Annotated in this window: 20 protein-coding genes; 7 read left to right on the forward strand and 13 right to left on the reverse strand. The window is 42.3% G+C overall.

Annotated elements, in window-relative coordinates; translation table 11 throughout:
- Positions 1-10 precede the first annotated feature (10 nt).
- Together F8R90_RS11715 and F8R90_RS11720 are read right to left on the reverse strand one after the other, a co-directional pair.
- Entirely contained in the window at positions 11-1,603 is a 1,593-nt protein-coding gene (locus tag F8R90_RS11715; RefSeq protein ID WP_196510865.1) for a photosystem II high light acclimation radical SAM protein, read from the reverse strand.
- Positions 1,545-1,838 carry a hypothetical protein gene (locus F8R90_RS11720; RefSeq protein WP_196510866.1) on the reverse strand — a complete coding sequence of 98 codons (294 nt, stop codon included), beginning with the start codon at positions 1,836-1,838 and terminating at the stop codon, positions 1,545-1,547. The genes F8R90_RS11715 and F8R90_RS11720 overlap by 59 nt, the downstream gene beginning before the upstream one ends.
- 347 nt (positions 1,839-2,185) lie before the next feature.
- Here F8R90_RS11720 and F8R90_RS11725 point away from each other — a divergent pair, with 347 nt between their 5' ends.
- The 4 genes from F8R90_RS11725 to F8R90_RS11740 all read left to right on the forward strand — a co-directional run bounded on the left by F8R90_RS11725 (position 2,186) and on the right by F8R90_RS11740 (position 4,719).
- Positions 2,186-2,581: a DUF1830 domain-containing protein gene (locus F8R90_RS11725; protein ID WP_196510867.1), complete on the forward strand. Its 396-nt coding sequence runs from the start codon at positions 2,186-2,188 to the stop codon at positions 2,579-2,581.
- 143 nt (positions 2,582-2,724) lie between these two features.
- Positions 2,725-3,186: a DUF4079 domain-containing protein gene (locus F8R90_RS11730; protein ID WP_196510868.1), complete on the forward strand. Its 462-nt coding sequence runs from the start codon at positions 2,725-2,727 to the stop codon at positions 3,184-3,186.
- A gap of 110 nt (positions 3,187-3,296) precedes the next feature.
- The gene (locus F8R90_RS11735) at positions 3,297-3,863 is read left to right on the forward strand and encodes a hypothetical protein (protein WP_196510869.1); all 567 of its coding nucleotides are present in this window, start codon (positions 3,297-3,299) and stop codon (positions 3,861-3,863) included.
- Positions 3,864-3,939: 76 nt separating this feature from the next.
- Positions 3,940-4,719 carry an ABC transporter ATP-binding protein gene (locus F8R90_RS11740; RefSeq protein ID WP_196510870.1) on the forward strand — a complete coding sequence of 260 codons (780 nt, stop codon included), beginning with the start codon at positions 3,940-3,942 and terminating at the stop codon, positions 4,717-4,719.
- 67 nt (positions 4,720-4,786) lie between these two features.
- On the opposite strand, the gene F8R90_RS11745 is transcribed toward F8R90_RS11740, so the two are convergent.
- Complete coding sequence (locus F8R90_RS11745; protein WP_190892895.1) at positions 4,787-5,560, reverse strand: response regulator transcription factor; 774 nt, start codon at positions 5,558-5,560, stop codon at positions 4,787-4,789.
- A gap of 583 nt (positions 5,561-6,143) precedes the next feature.
- Between F8R90_RS11745 and F8R90_RS11750 the strand changes: the two genes are divergently transcribed.
- The gene (locus F8R90_RS11750) at positions 6,144-6,392 is read left to right on the forward strand and encodes a DUF6761 family protein (RefSeq protein ID WP_104907495.1); all 249 of its coding nucleotides are present in this window, start codon (positions 6,144-6,146) and stop codon (positions 6,390-6,392) included.
- Positions 6,393-6,746: 354 nt separating this feature from the next.
- On the opposite strand, the gene grxD is transcribed toward F8R90_RS11750, so the two are convergent.
- The 8 genes from grxD to F8R90_RS11790 all read right to left on the reverse strand — a co-directional run bounded on the left by grxD (position 6,747) and on the right by F8R90_RS11790 (position 11,770).
- Positions 6,747-7,070 (reverse strand): Grx4 family monothiol glutaredoxin, encoded by a 324-nt coding sequence (grxD, locus tag F8R90_RS11755; protein WP_190893041.1) that lies wholly within the window; start codon positions 7,068-7,070, stop codon positions 6,747-6,749.
- An 87-nt stretch (positions 7,071-7,157) separates the two neighbouring features.
- Complete coding sequence (locus F8R90_RS11760) at positions 7,158-7,415, reverse strand: BolA family protein (RefSeq protein WP_162396946.1); 258 nt, start codon at positions 7,413-7,415, stop codon at positions 7,158-7,160.
- Between the two features lie 229 nt (positions 7,416-7,644).
- On the reverse strand, positions 7,645-8,250 hold the full coding sequence (locus tag F8R90_RS11765; RefSeq protein WP_190892896.1) for a hypothetical protein: 606 nt from the start codon (positions 8,248-8,250) through the stop codon (positions 7,645-7,647).
- A gap of 152 nt (positions 8,251-8,402) precedes the next feature.
- The gene (locus tag F8R90_RS11770; RefSeq protein ID WP_190892897.1) at positions 8,403-8,549 is read right to left on the reverse strand and encodes a hypothetical protein; all 147 of its coding nucleotides are present in this window, start codon (positions 8,547-8,549) and stop codon (positions 8,403-8,405) included.
- Positions 8,550-9,066: 517 nt separating this feature from the next.
- Positions 9,067-9,825: a lysophospholipid acyltransferase family protein gene (locus tag F8R90_RS11775; RefSeq protein ID WP_196510871.1), complete on the reverse strand. Its 759-nt coding sequence runs from the start codon at positions 9,823-9,825 to the stop codon at positions 9,067-9,069.
- A 112-nt stretch (positions 9,826-9,937) separates the two neighbouring features.
- Positions 9,938-10,423 (reverse strand): tRNA adenosine(34) deaminase TadA, encoded by a 486-nt coding sequence (tadA, locus tag F8R90_RS11780; RefSeq protein ID WP_196510872.1) that lies wholly within the window; start codon positions 10,421-10,423, stop codon positions 9,938-9,940.
- 325 nt (positions 10,424-10,748) lie between these two features.
- On the reverse strand, positions 10,749-11,063 hold the full coding sequence (grxC, locus tag F8R90_RS11785) for a glutaredoxin 3 (RefSeq protein WP_190892904.1): 315 nt from the start codon (positions 11,061-11,063) through the stop codon (positions 10,749-10,751).
- Positions 11,064-11,197: 134 nt separating this feature from the next.
- Positions 11,198-11,770 carry a DUF981 family protein gene (locus F8R90_RS11790; RefSeq protein ID WP_196510873.1) on the reverse strand — a complete coding sequence of 191 codons (573 nt, stop codon included), beginning with the start codon at positions 11,768-11,770 and terminating at the stop codon, positions 11,198-11,200.
- Between the two features lie 352 nt (positions 11,771-12,122).
- On the opposite strand from F8R90_RS11790, the gene glpX reads away from it, so the two are divergent.
- Together glpX and F8R90_RS11800 are read left to right on the forward strand one after the other, a co-directional pair.
- Entirely contained in the window at positions 12,123-13,160 is a 1,038-nt protein-coding gene (gene glpX / locus F8R90_RS11795) for a class II fructose-bisphosphatase (protein WP_190728269.1), read from the forward strand.
- 240 nt (positions 13,161-13,400) lie between these two features.
- Positions 13,401-14,687: a glutamyl-tRNA reductase gene (locus F8R90_RS11800; protein ID WP_196510874.1), complete on the forward strand. Its 1,287-nt coding sequence runs from the start codon at positions 13,401-13,403 to the stop codon at positions 14,685-14,687.
- Between the two features lie 277 nt (positions 14,688-14,964).
- Here F8R90_RS11800 and F8R90_RS11805 read toward each other — a convergent pair whose 3' ends face one another.
- Positions 14,965-15,747, reverse strand: coding sequence for an ABC transporter ATP-binding protein (locus tag F8R90_RS11805; RefSeq protein ID WP_196510875.1), 783 nt, complete (start codon positions 15,745-15,747; stop codon positions 14,965-14,967).
- On the reverse strand, positions 15,737-16,870 hold the full coding sequence (locus F8R90_RS11810) for a branched-chain amino acid ABC transporter permease (RefSeq protein WP_196510876.1): 1,134 nt from the start codon (positions 16,868-16,870) through the stop codon (positions 15,737-15,739). The genes F8R90_RS11805 and F8R90_RS11810 overlap by 11 nt, the downstream gene beginning before the upstream one ends.
- Positions 16,871-16,900: the final 30 nt, after the last annotated feature.

Below are 16,900 nucleotides of genomic sequence, written 5' to 3' on the forward strand. Positions count from 1 at the left end.
ATTGTGTTTTCTAGGATATACCCGCTAACTGTTTTTCTTTCGTTTCCATTGGCGCGGAAAGTGCTGCTTCTAAGTCAGCACAACCTAGTTTTTCTTCTAAGATTTTCATGACTTCGCGTCCGAAATCGTTAGGGTTTTGTTGCCAAGCTTGCAAGCAGACTTCTCCAAAGAATGAACCTAGAGGTTCGGGATTCCAGAGGAGTTTTTTGGCTGTCCACGGCATCAAGCTCATTGGATCATACCCTGGTTTGAGGATGCCTTCTTTGAATGCGTATTCTTCTAAGTGAGTATGGGGTTGCAGCCCAATAAAGAAAATGGCAGGTTCCACTTTATCGGCACCAAAAATCCGTTCTAGTTCCCGGTGGTAGGCGATGGTTTGGCGGATGGTTTCGGGACGTTCGTCAATGACGTTAAAGGAGTAATTGACGGAAACTAAATCGTTGAAACCAGCTGCTTTTAAATCGCGGCAGTTTTGTAAGACGGTTCGCAGGTTGTACCCCATCCGCATTTTCCGTACAAGTTCTTGAGAACCACTGGTAATCCCAATTTCAAAGTAATTCATCCCGGTTCTTGCCATCAAGTCACACAACTCTGGTGTCAAATTGTCGGCTCTAATATATGCTGCCCAGTGGATATCTGTCATACCAGAATCGACGATTTTTTGCAAGAGTTCTATGGCATCGTCGATAAATTTTCGTGCTGGGATGAATTGGGCATCGGTAAACCAGAAGTTGCGAATGCCGCGATTATACAATTGGCGCATCTCAGCAACTACTTCATCTGCTGGGTTGATGCGTACTTGTTTCCCTTCGACAACAGTGTAGACGCAATAGCAGCAGTTGTGAGGACAACCACGCTTAGTTTGTACACCTATATAAAAGTCTTCTTCTTGCAGGTAAAAGTTAAATTCCGGCCAGATGCTTTCGATATAGTCGTAGTTACAAGCTGTTTTTTCTAGTGGAGTGGGTTGTTCGTGAATTAGCCGTTCCCGTGGTTGAGTTTCTCCCGCAACGTAACAGCGTTCATCTCGAAAATCTCTGCCACTTAGAAGTTTTTCCAGCAGGGTTTCGCCTTCACCTACAGAAATAATTGTCCCTTGAGGTAAGCTTTTGCCCAATTGTTCGTAAAATACACTGACTGCACCACCACCTACAACTACACGGGCATTAGAATTATATTTTTGGGCACGCTTTAAACCGCGTTTTATTAAGCCCTGATTGCGCCATAATTCTACATAGTAAGCGATGAAGATTCGCAAACCGCCCAATCCTCCACGCAGTTTCAATAGAGGATTCTTAGCGTAGTAAAATTCAAAAGCATTTTGTAGTGGGTTACCGCCACGCCCGCCAACTGGAGCATAGATTTGAATATCCCGCCAGGAAAATACTAGTAGTGTCGGTTTAAAATCATCGATACAGCGATCCAGAGCAGAACTGTAGTCTAAAGGTGGCACTGTTCCCAAATCAAAAATGCGCTGTTCGATATCAGGAAACTGTTTGTGGACATGATCGCTCAAGTAGACAACCCCAATGGGAAAGATAGGGTTACAAGGAAGGCGAACGTAAAGAATTCGATTTTCCATCATGGGTGTTTTGACTTCCATCTTGCCAATCTTTGGGGAAAGCGAGATAAATTCCAGTTTTAAAGCGTGTTTTTGTTTTGGCTGCTCTTAATCTCTGACAATCTTGCTTGACATTGAAGCCATCTATTGATAAGTGTAAATTTTTCAGAGATGCACGAATCAATAAAATTGCTTTGCATACCAAATGCAGGTGATCAAGATAGGCTTTATGAAGATATTTTTCATATAGCTTTACGATAACATCGAGTTCATTCATTAAGCGATGATCCCAGGCTTTTAATCCTGCAATAGATGAAACACAAAAATACACTCCTGAACTAGCTCAAGCTAAGGGGTTCTTCGCCATAGCTACCCTGTAATTATCCGCCTTCAGAAAGTTAAAGATTTTTTGCGGTAAATTAAGAACTTAAAAATGTTCACATAGTGTAAAATTGCAGATAAAGCATAAATTTTTACAAAATTTTTACAACCTGGGTATATCTTTAGGTAGAAATAATCTACAAAGGTTTAAGTTGGTAGTCGGAGCTACAGCAACTGGGGATCAGGCAATGCTAGGCTTGGCTGGTGTAATGTAAAATTGTGGCGTAAAGCTCCTCAGCAGTTATGGCTCAAATATTAGATCCTCTACCACCTGAGCAATCGGGAAAAATTCTCTGCTGCTACATTAATGCCACCAGCAAAATACAGGTAGCTCGCATCTCCAATATTCCCAACTGGTACTTTGAAAGGGTTGTTTTCCCTGGACAACGTTTAGTATTTGAAGCTCCGCGAAAAGGCCAAATGGAGATTCATACAGGGATGATGGCAAGTGCAATTTTATCCGATAAAATTCCGTGCGATCGCCTGATGCTCGAAGAATCCAGCGCTTATGAGTTTGATACAGACTCATCAGATGGAAAAGACCTTATTAATACCAGACCTATGGTGCAGCAAATTCATACAAAAATCGGAGATACTACAAAACCCTTACAAATTGTTGGTTTAGCATCGGTTGATTAAAAAAAAATTTACTAAATTTAAGGGTTGCTAATTCAGCAGCCTTTTTTGTTTATTATTTATTGGGCATTGGGCATTGGACATTGGTTATTCTCCTTGTCTCCCTTGTCCTCCTCATCTCCCCCATCTCATCTACAATCATTCTTATGAATCTGCCTTCATTTCTTTGGTTGTGGAAAATAGCCGCTTGGTCAATGGGGTTGTCCCTGCTGGCATATCTGATGCTAGCAGTAACCGGCGTTTGGATGTTTCGGGCGAGAACTTCGCAGCAATTCCCTTTTATGAACCCATTTATGGGAGGGAATAGGACAGTGCGATCGCTCCACTATACAATGGGCATCAGCATGGTAAGTTTAGTGCTACTACTGCTAGCGATCGGGATTGTTGGCACTTTAGGGCACTTTGGTTCTTTGGGCCACTCATCACATTTAGTTGCTGGATTGATAGTGGTAGCATTAGTTTTACTATCTGCTTTCAGTGCAACGCAAATTAGTGCTAGACGACCTTGGGCTAGACCCTTACACATCGGCGTAAATATTATTTTATTTCTAGGATTTGCCTGGGTATCCCTTACTGGTTGGATTGTGGTGCAAAAGTATTTACCCTAAAGAATTACGAATTACGAATTACGAATTATTAAAGTGGCATAGCTTCTGTGTGACAGGCGAGGTAGGTCTATGTCCTACCTTACAATGAAGAAAAGCATTGTAATTTAGCCGTGACAGCAAACTCAGCCAATATTTCAGCTTCTGTTTTTCGTCTGTCTCCTTTGATTCGGATAACGCTGCTGAGTCTATACATAGCACTCACAGTCCCATTACCCTTCTTATCGCAGGTAACTGCTGCACCCGTACCCGCAGGATTATTGTGGGTAGGCATTAGCATCGGCTTAGTTGCCTTGTATGCTGTATTGACTGAACGAGTAACGGTAGATGACCAGGGAATTCAGGTTACTTACCCCGCCTGGGTACCTAGTTTTTTTCGTAAAGGCTGGTTTTTACCTTGGTCACAAGTGAAAGAGTTAAAACCCCGCACCACTGGTCAAGGAGGGCTAGTTTATTACTTCCTCAGCCATGATGGGAAAGCTTATTTACTACCGATGCGTGTAGCTGGATTTGCCCGTTTCGTGCAAATTGTCCAAGCAAAGACGGGCATTGATACCACAGATGTTCGCCCTTTAGCACAGCCGTGGATGTACTTGATTTTACTAGTACTCACACTGCTGTTACTATTAGTCGATGGCTGGGCGATCGCTACAGCGTTAACTACTACACAATTAACTTAAAATTGGCAATGGGGCATGGGGTATTGGTTCTTTCTTCCCCATTTCCCTACTCTCTACTCCCTATTTTTCATTCACCTTGAATAATGTCACAGCAAAAGCCACGCTCAGACTAGAGCAAGTTAATCTATTTACAAGGCTGAAAACCCAACTTTCAGGCAATCAGCAAGGATACCCCATATTGCAAGATATTTCCTTAGAGGTATTCCAGGGCGAACGACTTGCGATTGTAGGCCCAGTAGGCGCTGGGAAAACTTCGTTATTACGTCTCCTCAACCGCCTCATAGAACCCACGAGTGGTAAACTCTATCTAGAAAACCAAGAATATCGCCAAATTCCCGTCATCCAGCTACGCCAGATGTTTGTACTTGTATTGCAAGAATCAAAACTATTGGGGATGACAGTTCAGCAAGCCTTGGCTTATCCTTTAGTTTTGCGCGGTTTGCCCAAACAGACTATTCAGCAACGAGTCAGTCACTGGACAGAACAACTGCACATTCCCAATGAATGGTTGGGGCGAACAGAGGTGCAACTTTCTGCTGGACAACGACAACTAATAGCGATCGCACGTGCCTTAGTCGTCCAGCCTAAAATATTATTATTAGATGAGCCAACCTCTACCCTAGATGCTGGTACTGCTTCTCATCTAATACAAGTCTTAACCCAGTTGAGTCAAACTCATCAAACTACGATTTTGATGGTAAATCACCAACTAGAACTAGCCCAGATGTTTTGCACTCGGTTGTTACATCTACAGCAAGGTCATTTATTGGCAAATCAAAGAGTCTCTGAAATAAACTGGGTTAAATTACGAGAAAGCTTAATTCAAGCAGAAGCTCAAGACGATTTTGGATTTTAGATTTTAAATTGCTCAGGAGACAGAAATCAGGAGTCGTTATCTTACTCCTTCTCTCACAAATGCCCCATCACACTGGACTACTACTAAGCGTTGAACGTTGATTATTAAATCTCTCTCTAGCTAACTTTGTTGTTTGTGACTGTGAAATATTGGTATTCAAAATTTCCATATTAAAACGGTATCCTACATTGCGGATAGTTTGAATCAAATTGGGTTGGCGGGGATCAAGTTCAACCTTTTTCCGCAGCGATAAAACGTGAGTATCAATAGTACGAGGGTTATCGATAGCGTCAGGCCAAGCACGACGCAGCAATTCTGATCTACTCAGAGGTACGCCCCCAGCTTGTGCCAAAACGTACAGTAAACTGAATTCTTGGGGTGTTAAGTCGATGAACTCCCCCTGAAAGCGGACACGACGCTGAACTAAATCAATTTGCAAAGTGCCATAATCCAAATAAGCTGGTGCAGTCGGTGTACGCTTCCGGCGAATCAGCGCCTCTACCCGTGCCAAAAACTCTTGCATTCCAAAAGGTTTGCTCAGATAATCATCTGCACCCGCTTTTAAACCTGCGACGATATCACCTTCACTATTACGGGCAGATAGCATTAAGATTAGAGGTTGCTGCTGACGATGCAACCAACGACAAAACTCGATGCCATCACCATCAGGTAGGTCTGCATCCAAGACGACCAGTGTTGGTTGATGACTTAAAAATACTTCCCTTGCTTGATAAATGCTGGCAGCTTGATGCACACGGTATTCCAGTTGTTGCAAGTGCCAACCCAGCAACGACCTCAGATGGGGATTCCCCTCAATGATTTCTATACAAACCGAACCCACGGTGGCAAGACCCCTTAGCGTCGATGACTTTCAAAGTAACAAGCCCATCTCTAAGGTTTTGTAGCCTTTGTTACTTCAATTGCTATTAACTTTACATTCCCTAATAAAAAGCGTGGCAATATCTTTAATTTATGCTTTGCCGATAGGCGATTAGAAATATTCTTAAATTTTTATTAAATTTATCGAAAGTATTGTTAGACTTATCAAAAGTTCTTTTAGCTTAACATTCTGTTTTTACATGGGCGTAATATGGCAAAAATCTACAACCCAACCAGCTAATCGCTACTACAACAGCTTTTCAACCTGATGGTGAAAGTGGATTTTTTCGCAAAATTTAGTGTCCCCATCCAGGAATATAACACCAATACAATTGCGTTGTTGACCATGAAAATCAAAAAAATAACTTAGCAGCTAACTAGAATCGATGTTTTCTGGAATAGGATTAAAGTAGCTTGTAGCAGCTATGAAGGTATTGCCCAAAGTAGATGTGTTTACTTTGAGTTGATGCCAAAGTGAAATTACACTTCACATTTGAGCGTGAATCATTTACAATTCTCATTCCAAAGAGTTTAATACAGCAGTTATGCTCCAAGACACACAAACCATCCGCTATTACCAAAGACTCACCGACGCCTTCGTCGAGTTATGGAATCGCGGTTATCGCACTGATGATATGCGGATGTATTTGGATGGATATCTAGCCGCACTGCGACATAGCAACGTCATTGAACCTTTTCTAATTCATCGCCTAGAAGAGGAAGCCAGCCGCTACTTGTACGATGGATCAAACTTTGCGGTGCCGCAACCACAGCCACAACCCGATTACTATTAAGTACCATTTACGTGGTCATTGATAGTAACCGTTAATTACCGCAGATAATTATAGCATATTATCTGTATTGGTCAACGGGTTTCCGTGGTGTGAAATTTTGGAGATATTGTATTGATTAAACGCATCCCCTCAGCCTTATATTGGTCTTGCCAATAAATACGACTGAGGGGATTATTGGCTACCTATAAAATCAAGCCCAACATAGGTAAAGTATTTTTGTCAAAAATCCATTAAAAAACCCTTGAAAGGGGAGACACTATTTCTCTACCCTTTCAAGGAAATTTAAAATGGCATATTGCCTTAATTGGGAAGCGCAAATTCAGCAGCATACCCTTTAGTTTACGTAAAGAAAGATTAAGAAGCTAGTGCTACTTCTACCTTTTCCTGCAATTCACCTTTTTGGTACAGTTCAATCAAGATGTCAGAACCGCCAACGAATTCACCATTAATATACACTTGGGGAATTGTCGGCCAGTTAGAGTATTCTTTAATTCCTTGACGGATTTCAGAGTCTGATAAAACATCAACCGTCTCGAAGGGAACTCCCAAGGTATTGAGAATCTGCACAACATTGTTGGAGAAACCACATTGGGGCATTAATTTGTTTCCCTTCATGAAAACTAAAATCTTGTTCTGTTGTAGCAAGTTATCAATTTTGTCTTTGAGTTCTGGTGTCATGGTATTTGTGTTTCCTATGTTGGATTCAACAGTGAGGAGTGAGGAGTGAGGAGTCAAAATTCATAACTCCTAACTTCTAACTCTTATTTACGAAGCTGCTGTTGCTTGCCAAGCTTCGGGAGTGTATGTTTTTACCGCCAAGGCATGAATCGCTTCAGTTGACATAGCTTGACCCAACGCACCATAAACCAACTGGTGCTGTTGCACTAGTCCTTTACCTGCAAAGTGCGATGAAACTACTGTCACCTGATAGTGGTCACCGCCACCAGTCAAGTCTTGCACCTGAACCTGGGCGTCTGGCAGTTCCGCCTTGATCATTGCCTCAACCTGCTGCGGACTAATCATCGCAATTCCTGAAAAAACTTACTTTTCTATTATTAACAGATATAGAGCAAATGACCGTGCCAACTTCAGGTTTTGGCAAGGCTGTAGATAAACGTGCCCCTGAGGTGTATTTTTGAGAACGCTCAGGTTTTGGCTACGGCGGATAGCTCTATCCTAGCACTGGGGCGTTCCCAAGCGAATCGTTAGGGAGATGGGGGAGATAAGGAAAAAGAGGCAACAAAAATTTAATTTATTTTTTTGGGGATGAGGAAGATGAACTACCACCTTCTCTAGGATAGGGAGAATCTACAAAACCTAATTCAAACAACTGTTTATAGGCTTTCTTGCCTAAATCCCGCGTCGGGTTTTGACTCTTAATGATTTGAACCAACAATGGCACAGCTAATTCTGGCTGATTTTGGGCCCGATGTACCAATGCTAGCTGAAAGGTGGCTTCATCTCTCTTTTGGGCTGTTAATAGAGCTTTTTGACGCTGAGAGTCAGAAACTCTATTGTCAATTCCCGAAAAGCTAGAATTTAACTCTTGATAAAAATTAGATAGCTGATTATAAACCTGACGTGCTTCTTGCAGTTTCTTAGCAGCTAAGGGGTAGTTTTGAGCAGAAACAGCTTGTTCTGCATCTTTCACAAGGCGATCGCCACCTTGAATACTCAAAAGACTGTTACTTTGGGTTATGGGGCGTAGATTATTGGGATCGTTGGGATCAATAGGTTGTGGGCTAGTAGTGCCTGGTGCCTGTGATACCTGAGCATTCACAGGTGATAGCAGGCTGAGGACTGCTATGACTGATAAAAGAGTACGGTGCATCAAGGTAACAGCGGCAGCAGTGTTCATGGGATCAATTAGTGCAATGACTATACAGAAAAGTTATGGAAACTTCGGGTATCTTAACTCTGTTTTGGTTTTGGACAAAGCAAAGCCGCATCCTAAGTTTCTTTGATTTAGACTGAAAATTGGTTTAATAGAGTTCCCATTGCTCCTGTATACTAATTAACTAAAATCGTTCCTATGAGCGATCGCATTAATTCCTCTGATTTTACAATCATCGGTTTACTAGCAAGCAGCTTGGGAGTAGTTTGACAAGGCGCTGGCGAAAAGTTGATTTGAGAAAAGAATTTAAACTGCTCCACCATCTATCTTGCTACCTACTTTCCTCCCCAATAATTATCTCAGGTTAAGTGGGATATTTGGCACGAGAATCTTACCAAAGCACTGCTTGAACTATTCGCGATCGCTTCCAGCGGGCGTGAAACGCCATCGCACCAACCAACCATTGAAACATGGCGATGTCCCTAGTCTGCGCTCCTCAAAATTTTGTTTTTACCAGTCGTGTTTACAAAATCATGGAAAATTTAAAGACTTTTATTTAACTATTTGACCAAATATAAGAATATTTATCATCAACCAATTCAGTAGTTTCGAAACAATTATTAGCTATTCGCTCAAAAAATGCCAATTTGGCTAAATATCCTGTTAATAGAGGGTAATCTATATATATACATCCTCAAAGGTTGCAAAATACCACTAATTCAGGATGAACATAGCACTTACAACTGGTGTCAAACCTTGACAATGTGCAATTTTTTAATCATGCACGGTTAATGGTCAATAGCTAAGAGCCAGTCTTGGGACTCTTGACGGATGACAAGATTAAGAATTAGTAATTTCTGCAAATGCGTGATTAGTAATTTTTGTTTCTTGATGGCTTAATTGTTGCAGTGCCTTTGCTAAATCAGCTGTGATGCTTTTGGCATCTTGTTTTATACAGCCACTCATGTAATCCATTACTCTAATTGGGGAGCCAATGTCAATACTCACATCTGTACCCCAATTTGGATAAGGTTGGCTGTAATTAATAGCTATAGGTATAATTTTCACTCCCAGCCCCGAATGACTAGATTCAGCACTCAAAGCAAGACGAGCAATTCCCGGCTTCAACTGGTGAACTTGGCCATCACGAAAAATATTACCTTCTGGAAAGATAACCAGGGTTTTTTTCTGCTGAAGTAGCTCAACTCCATGTCGCAGCGTGCGGATTGACGGATGCTTAGAATTTACAGGAAACCCCCCCAAACGTCTGACAAACCAGCCTTGCAAGCCTTGGCATTCGTCAATAGTCACCATAAACCGCAGGTCTTGTTCTCTCCGACAATCAGCGGTAGCGTAGGGTACGAGCAATGCATCCCAACGCGCCCGATGAGTAGGCGCGAAGATCACAGGCCCAGTTGTAGGGATATTTTTTTGTCCGGTTATTCTAATTTGCCCAAAGAATAATGGTAATAGGCAGTGACGCCCTAATAAATATGCCAGAGGACTTAACCAAGGAGAAACCCTTGAGGTAGTACGAGCCACCTGAGGATTTGCTGCTGTGTGCTGGCAGGTATCGGATGAAGAGTAAAATTCCATCATGACGGATGCAGCTGATTGACGGGTAAAAATTTAACGAAAAGCTGATTAGTTACACCGTAGATTCTCTTGCGTGACTTGTGTCGTAGTAGATGGACAGTTTTACCTCTGTCCGTTAGTTTACTGTACGCCGTCTAAGAGCAAACCAAGCCTGTAGTTGTTCACGACAAGCTGACTCTAGAACGCCTCCGATTACTTGTAAGCGGTGATTAGAAGCAGCGCTATGGGGTATGTTAATAGCTGTACGAATTGCGCCAGTTTTTGTATCGTCTACTCCATATACGAGTAGTCCTAGTCGCGCTTGGACGATCGCACCTGCACACATTGGGCAAGGTTCAAGAGTTACGTAGAGGGTACATTCATTAAGATGCCAATTTTGTAAAGTTGTTGCAGCTCTCTTGAGAGCCAGAATTTCCGCATGAGCGGTAGGGTCTTTGTCGCGCTCCTTTCTGTTTTCTCCTTGTGCTAGCAATTTGCCTGTTGAATCAATGATAACAGCACCTACAGGGACTTCACCTGCATCACCTGCTGTTTGTGCTAATTCTAGAGCATAACTCATCCATTGTTTATGTATAAGATAATCTGCATACTTACTTAGCATTTTCTTAATCAATACAAAAATTTTAAAATTATGATCGCCTTTGGACGAGCGAGACACCGATCCTATGAGAAAGAAAAAGTATATAGCCTAGAAATTTTGTCATTACCTACATTTGACAATCCTCGCTTCGTTATTATCCCGCCTCGGAATAAATTCCAAGGCTAATAGCTAAAGTCCTCTTATAAAGGACTAAACAAGAATTTCAGTCCACTTGAGTGGACAGTAGCTCTTAGCCTAGAACTTAAGTTCTAGGCGGGATGTGCGTCACTGCAATAGTTTAACTGTTACAAAAATGGGGGTAATTACAAGGACTAGAAATCTGAAGCTAAATAGCAGCTTGGGCTAAAAGGGAATCGAGTTGATTTTGTGTGTCTAGTTGATAAAGATCATCGCAGCCGCCAATGTGCTGGTTATTGATAAATATTTGTGGTACGGTACGGCGTCCGTTAGCGCGTTCTGCCATTTTCGCTCTAGCTGCTTCGTCGCCATCGATTTTATATTCAGTAAAATTTACACCTTTCCACCACAGCAGCATTTTGGCACGGATGCAGTAAGGACAAGTTTGCCACGTGTAAAGCTCGACGTTGGCTTTGACTCGCTCTGGATGGCGATTTAAGAGGGGATTAAGAAAGTCCAGCATATTTTCTTAAACAAGGTTCTAACTATGTCTCTAGCCTATAGCAATCCTATTTGAGTTGCGAAATTAGTCGTGGAGGTAGGGAATAGGGAACAGATTTTTTTCACGAATGATTTGAGATTGCTATAGATTATTGCTTACCGCATTGGCGCTGGAACCCACTTTTGAAAACCCTCTAAATGATTCCAGTAAGCTAAATATCCAGTCAATGCCCAAATTAGAGCGGCTACTATCAGCACTGCTACGCCAATTAGCCGCCAGGTTCGGTTGGTTTTCCAATAGAGAGTTGGGGCTGCAAAAACACCACCTAATCCAGTTAAAATAAAGCCGATTCCCGACAAAAGCGGTTGCCGTGTCAAATTCAAGTTGATGATGCGGATACCGACTACGATCGCAACTACGCCAGCAAAGAAGCCGTAAATTGCTATTGTCAATAAATCCCAACCTTGAGCAAGAGCGATCGCAGCCGCAACAAACAAGATTCCAAATAAGACACTTGTTTCACCGAAGGCAATGTTAAAGCTACCAGTAACTGGCCACGTGAAGCTCATGTGTAAACCAGTTGTAAGTGCGATCGCACCCGTAATTCCAAAACCTGGAATCCACTGTCTTTGATTAGAACTATCTATACCACGATACACATAGTCAGCTAGTAGAAATAACCCAGCTACCATATTGATTAACATGAGCGTGATGTAGTCGATAAACACGATTAACCTCTTAATTTGACAAGCTTTTTACTCTGCGCCTCGTTTTTCAGTTTTTAGTGAATTCACCAGCTTTTTTTCTTTATTATTTTATACCTAAAGATAAACACTTAATAAAAGCAATGTTCTTATACACTGCTACCCATTTGTGCTAGTTCTTAACTTAATTGCTTTTGAACACGCTTTATACTGGAGTAGTAAGGGTAAAAAAGCAAGATGTCTTAACTGGCACTTTTCTAACCAGTTAGCAGCAAAACTTAACTTTCTTCCACGTGTATCCGCCCTTTGGTAGACTTGAAGACTGAAATAGCCAGATGAAGCGGCGGAAATTCAAGCAGTTGAGAGGGCAGACTCTGTGGAAAATACACTTGGGTTAGAGATTATTGAAGTAGTAGAGCAAGCCGCGATCGCATCCGCAAAGTGGATGGGTAAAGGCGAAAAAAACATCGCTGACCAAGTAGCTGTGGAAGCTATGCGGGAGCGGATGAATAAAATCTATATGCGGGGTCGCATTGTGATTGGGGAAGGCGAACGCGATGACGCGCCTATGTTATACATCGGGGAAGAAGTTGGTATCTGTACCCAACCAAATGCCGAAGCTCTTTGTAACCCTGATGAACTAGTTGAAATTGATATCGCCGTTGACCCCTGTGAAGGTACGAACTTAGTAGCTTATGGACAACCTGGTTCGATGGCTGTCTTGGCAATTTCTGAAAAGGGTGGATTATTTGCTGCTCCTGACTTTTACATGAAGAAGTTAGCAGCACCTCCCGCAGCTAAGGGCAAGGTAGACATCAACAAGTCAGCAACAGAAAACCTCAAGATTCTCTCTGAGTGTCTAGAGCGCTCGATTGAAGAACTTGTAATCGTGGTCATGAAGCGCGAACGCCACAACGATTTAATTAAAGAAATCCGTGAGGCTGGAGCAAGAGTCGCCCTAATTTCAGACGGTGATGTGGGTGCAGCTATAAGCTGCGGTTTTGCTGGAACTAATATCCACGCGCTGATGGGTATCGGTGCGGCTCCTGAAGGTGTAATCTCAGCAGCAGCAATGCGTGCTTTAGGTGGGCACTTCCAAGGTCAACTGATTTACGATCCAGCAGTCGTAAAAACAGGTCTGATTGGAGAAAGCAGAGAAGCCAACATCGATCGCTTAAAGTCTATGAATATCAATGACCCCGATAAGGTCTATGATGCTCATGAACTGGCATCTGGTAAAACTGTTCTGTTCGCTGCTTGCGGTATTACCAGTGGTAATCTGATGAATGGTGTACGTTTCTTCAACGGCGGAGCAAGAACTCAAAGCTTGGTAATTTCTAACCAATCGAAAACTGCTCGATTTGTTGATACAATTCACATGTTTGGTGAACCCAAGACTCTCCAATTGAACTAATTTTTAGGGAATGGGGAATAGTAAAAGTAGGGATGAGGCATTTGGAAATAAATCTTTCTCGAAAACGGAAAGATAGTCATCCAAATGCTTTACCCTTACAGTAGTTAGTAGTTAGTAGTTAGTGATTAATAGTTGTTTGTTGCTGGGAATAACTACCAACCAATAAACAAAAATTCCCCATTCCCTATTCTCACTCAATGCCCTATTTTCAACTACCAACTAGTAACTACGATTTAGCAAATGAATATAGCAGTGGTGGGGTTAAGCCATAAAACAGCCCCTGTAGAAGTCCGGGAAAAACTGAGCATTCCAGAACCACAAATTGAAAGTGCGATCGCTCAACTGACCAGCTATCCCCATATTGACGAAGTTGCAATTCTTAGTACTTGTAACCGCCTGGAAATCTATATTGTTACCAGTGAAGCAGACCAAGGTATTCGGGAAGTAACTCAGTTTCTCGCGGAATACAGTAAATTACCCGTGCTTTCTCTGCGACAACATTTATTTATGTTGCTACATGATGATGCAGTGATGCACGTTATGCGCGTAGCAGGTGGTTTAGATAGTTTGGTACTCGGAGAAGGTCAAATTCTGGCTCAGGTGAAGACTACTCACAAACTGGGGCAGCAATATAACGGTATAAAAACCATTTTGAATCGATTATTTAAACAAGCGCTGACAGCTGGTAAGCGCGTTCGCACTGAAACTAGTATTGGTACTGGCGCTGTCTCTATCAGTTCGGCAGCTGTAGAGTTAGCGCAGATAAAAGTAGCAAATTTAGCAGCTTGCCGAGTGGTAATTTTGGGCGCTGGTAAAATGTCGCGCCTGCTAGTGCAACACCTACTTTCTAAAGGTGCGGTGCAAATTAGTATTGTAAATCGCTCTCGTGAACGTGCCCAAGAATTAGCAAAGCAGTTCCCTCAGCAACCTATCGAAATTCATCCGCTATCGGAAATGATGACTGTAATTGCCGATAGCGATTTAGTCTTTACAAGCACTTCAGCAACAGAGCCAATACTTGACCGTGCCAAATTGGAAATGGTTTTAGAAGTTCAGCGCTCTCTAATGTTATTTGATATTTCTGTGCCGCGTAATGTTCATGCGGATGTAAATGAATTAGAAAATGTGCAAGCGTTTAATGTGGATGATTTGAAGGCAGTAGTAGCGCAAAACTACGAAAGCCGTCGGAAGATTGCACAGGAAGCCGAGCGACTGTTAGAAGAAGAAGTGGAAGCCTTTGATATTTGGTGGCGCAGTCTGGAAACTGTTACCACTATTAGCTGTCTGCGAAATAAAGTCGAAACCATCCGCGAACAAGAATTAGAAAAAGCTTTGTCGAGATTGGGTTCGGAATTTGCTGAAAAACATCAAGAGGTTATTGAAGCTTTAACACGGGGAATTGTCAATAAAATTTTACATGACCCAATGGTACAGTTGCGATCGCAGCAGGATGTTGAAGCCAGACGGCGCTGTATGCAAACTCTGCAAATGTTATTTAACCTCGATGCAGAGGAACAGTTTAGTTGAACTGAACAACAAGAACCCCGATTTTTGGTGAGAAGTTGGGGTTCCGAGCCAATCGATTTTCAATTACTTACTTTTGAGCAGGTAATTTCTGTCTCTTCTTATAACTTTATCCTAGAAGCTCTTTTCTATGCAGCTTCACATTCAATTGGTATAAGCTTTCATAACTTAATATTCCCGAATCATCATAAAATGTAACTGTGATAAACAAGATACCCGACTTATTTGAAAAGTCGGGTATCTATGGTTTTGATTAGTAAAGATATTTTTAGCTCACAAATTATTTTCCCAAGTAAGCTTCTAGAACTTTGGGATTACTTTGAATTTCTGCTGGTGTACCATCAGCCAAATTCTGCCCTTCAGCAAGTACCCAAACGCGATCGCACAAGGACATAACGACATCCATATTGTGTTCAATAATCAGAAAAGTCATGCCATCTTGACGGTTCCAAGTGATAATGCGATCGCAAATATCATCAATCAGTTTCGGATTCACACCAGCAGCTGGTTCATCCAACAAAATTAACTTGGGATTAGTCATCAGCGCCCGTCCCATTTCCAGCAGTTTGCGTTGTCCACCAGACAAGCAACCAGCATAATCGTGTGCTTTTTTTGCCAAGCCTACTGATTCTAATAGGTACATTGCCCGCTCTTGCAGTTGCTTTTCTTCCTTAGCAACGATGTGCGGTTGCAACTGCACCTGCCAAAAATTTTCACCCGTTTGTTTTTGCGCCGCCAGCAGCATATTTTCTAACACCGACAACCGCGAGAGAGTCCGTGCAACCTGAAAAGTGCGGATTACTCCCTGCTGGGCGATTTGATATGGTTGCAAATTGTGAATCGGTTCGCCGTCAAAAATCACTCGTCCCTTATCTGGACGGATAAAGTTTGAGAGTAAGTTAAATAAAGTAGTTTTACCAGCACCATTGGGGCCAATCAAGCCCGTAATGCTGCCTTTAGCAACTTCGATTCTCGCCTCATTAACTGCTTTGACACCACCAAAGCTTTTAGAAAGTCCAGTGGCTACTAAAAGGGGAAGTGGCGATGACTGGTTATTTACCAAGAGTAAGTTCCTCCTTTTTCCCTAGAATACCTTGAGGTCGCCAAATCATCAGTACCATCAGAATTAGTCCGATTACCATGATCCGAAATGCACCCAAACGGGCTTCATCAAGGGTAACGATTCTGGGTAAGACTTCCCGCGTCAGCGCATCGTAAGCAAAGAAAATTACCGCACCTAAGATTGTGCCAACGTTATTTCCAGAACCACCTAAAATCACCATGATCCAAGTGTCAAAGGTAATCTGCGGTTGAAAATTATCCGGGTAAATGGCGCTGAGTTGCCAAGCAAAGAAAGCACCAGCGATACCTGCGATCGCACCCCCAAGCATAAGAGATTGTAATTTATACCAAAAGACATTTTTTCCCAGCGCTTTGGGAATTTCTTCATCTTCACGGATGGCTTTGAGAATTCTACCCCAAGGCGATCGCACCAAAATTTCTAAGCGCCAGTATACAAATGCTAAAACCAACAGCAACACCAGCATCAAACCGGCTTTTGGGTTGTAATTATACAGTCCGATCACCCCAGAAATATAAATCGCTGCCGCCAAAACTGCTAACACAATTCCCACAGCTAAATGGGATATAAATTCTTGCTTGCTAGTTGTCCTTTTGCCTAAATCAGTCGTCCGAGATACTTGGGTGCTACGAATCCATCGCCACAACGTAAAGAAAGTTACAGCAGCTAACAGTGTCAAAATCCCAATCATTAATAATCTGACAAACAAATTCGGTTCTGTAGATAGGGGTATGGGATAACTTTGCACACCAAACGCCCCAGAAATCCAGGTGTCACCCACAGGCAATTCCTGGTTGTTCACCACCAAACGAATTAATTCGCCTGTACCAATTGTGACAATTCCTAGATAATCTTCCCGTAAGCGGAGAGTTGCAAAACCAATTATCAAACCCAACAAGGCGGCGACAATTGCCCCAGCTACTGCCGCTATCGGTAGAGGTACGCCCTTTAAGCTTAGTAATACGGTTGTGTATGCTCCCAAGGTCATGAAAGCAATATGACCAAAGTTAATTAACCCCGTAAAGCCCCACTGTAAATTGAGTCCTAGTGCGAATAGGGCAAAAAGTGCTGTAGAAATTGCTAAGAAAATTAGATAGTCAACCATGTTTTGGAATGGGGAGTGGGGAATGGGGAG

It is taken from the genome of Nostoc sp. NZL (genome assembly GCF_015714705.1).
GTDB lineage: Bacteria > Cyanobacteriota > Cyanobacteriia > Cyanobacteriales > Nostocaceae > Nostoc > Nostoc foliaceum_A.

Coding starts and splice junctions, on each gene's coding strand:
- F8R90_RS11715 (WP_196510865.1), bottom strand. CDS start 1,603: ATGGAAGTCAAAACACCCATGATGGAAAATCGAATTCTTTACGTTCGC.
- F8R90_RS11720 (WP_196510866.1), bottom strand. CDS start 1,838: ATGAATGAACTCGATGTTATCGTAAAGCTATATGAAAAATATCTTCAT.
- F8R90_RS11725 (WP_196510867.1), top strand. CDS start 2,186: ATGGCTCAAATATTAGATCCTCTACCACCTGAGCAATCGGGAAAAATT.
- F8R90_RS11730 (WP_196510868.1), top strand. CDS start 2,725: ATGAATCTGCCTTCATTTCTTTGGTTGTGGAAAATAGCCGCTTGGTCA.
- F8R90_RS11750 (WP_104907495.1), top strand. CDS start 6,144: ATGCTCCAAGACACACAAACCATCCGCTATTACCAAAGACTCACCGAC.
- grxD (WP_190893041.1), bottom strand. CDS start 7,070: ATGACACCAGAACTCAAAGACAAAATTGATAACTTGCTACAACAGAAC.
- F8R90_RS11760 (WP_162396946.1), bottom strand. CDS start 7,415: ATGATTAGTCCGCAGCAGGTTGAGGCAATGATCAAGGCGGAACTGCCA.
- F8R90_RS11765 (WP_190892896.1), bottom strand. CDS start 8,250: ATGAACACTGCTGCCGCTGTTACCTTGATGCACCGTACTCTTTTATCA.
- F8R90_RS11770 (WP_190892897.1), bottom strand. CDS start 8,549: ATGGTGGAGCAGTTTAAATTCTTTTCTCAAATCAACTTTTCGCCAGCG.
- F8R90_RS11775 (WP_196510871.1), bottom strand. CDS start 9,825: ATGATGGAATTTTACTCTTCATCCGATACCTGCCAGCACACAGCAGCA.
- tadA (WP_196510872.1), bottom strand. CDS start 10,423: ATGCTAAGTAAGTATGCAGATTATCTTATACATAAACAATGGATGAGT.
- grxC (WP_190892904.1), bottom strand. CDS start 11,063: ATGCTGGACTTTCTTAATCCCCTCTTAAATCGCCATCCAGAGCGAGTC.
- F8R90_RS11800 (WP_196510874.1), top strand. CDS start 13,401: ATGAATATAGCAGTGGTGGGGTTAAGCCATAAAACAGCCCCTGTAGAA.
- F8R90_RS11810 (WP_196510876.1), bottom strand. CDS start 16,870: ATGGTTGACTATCTAATTTTCTTAGCAATTTCTACAGCACTTTTTGCC.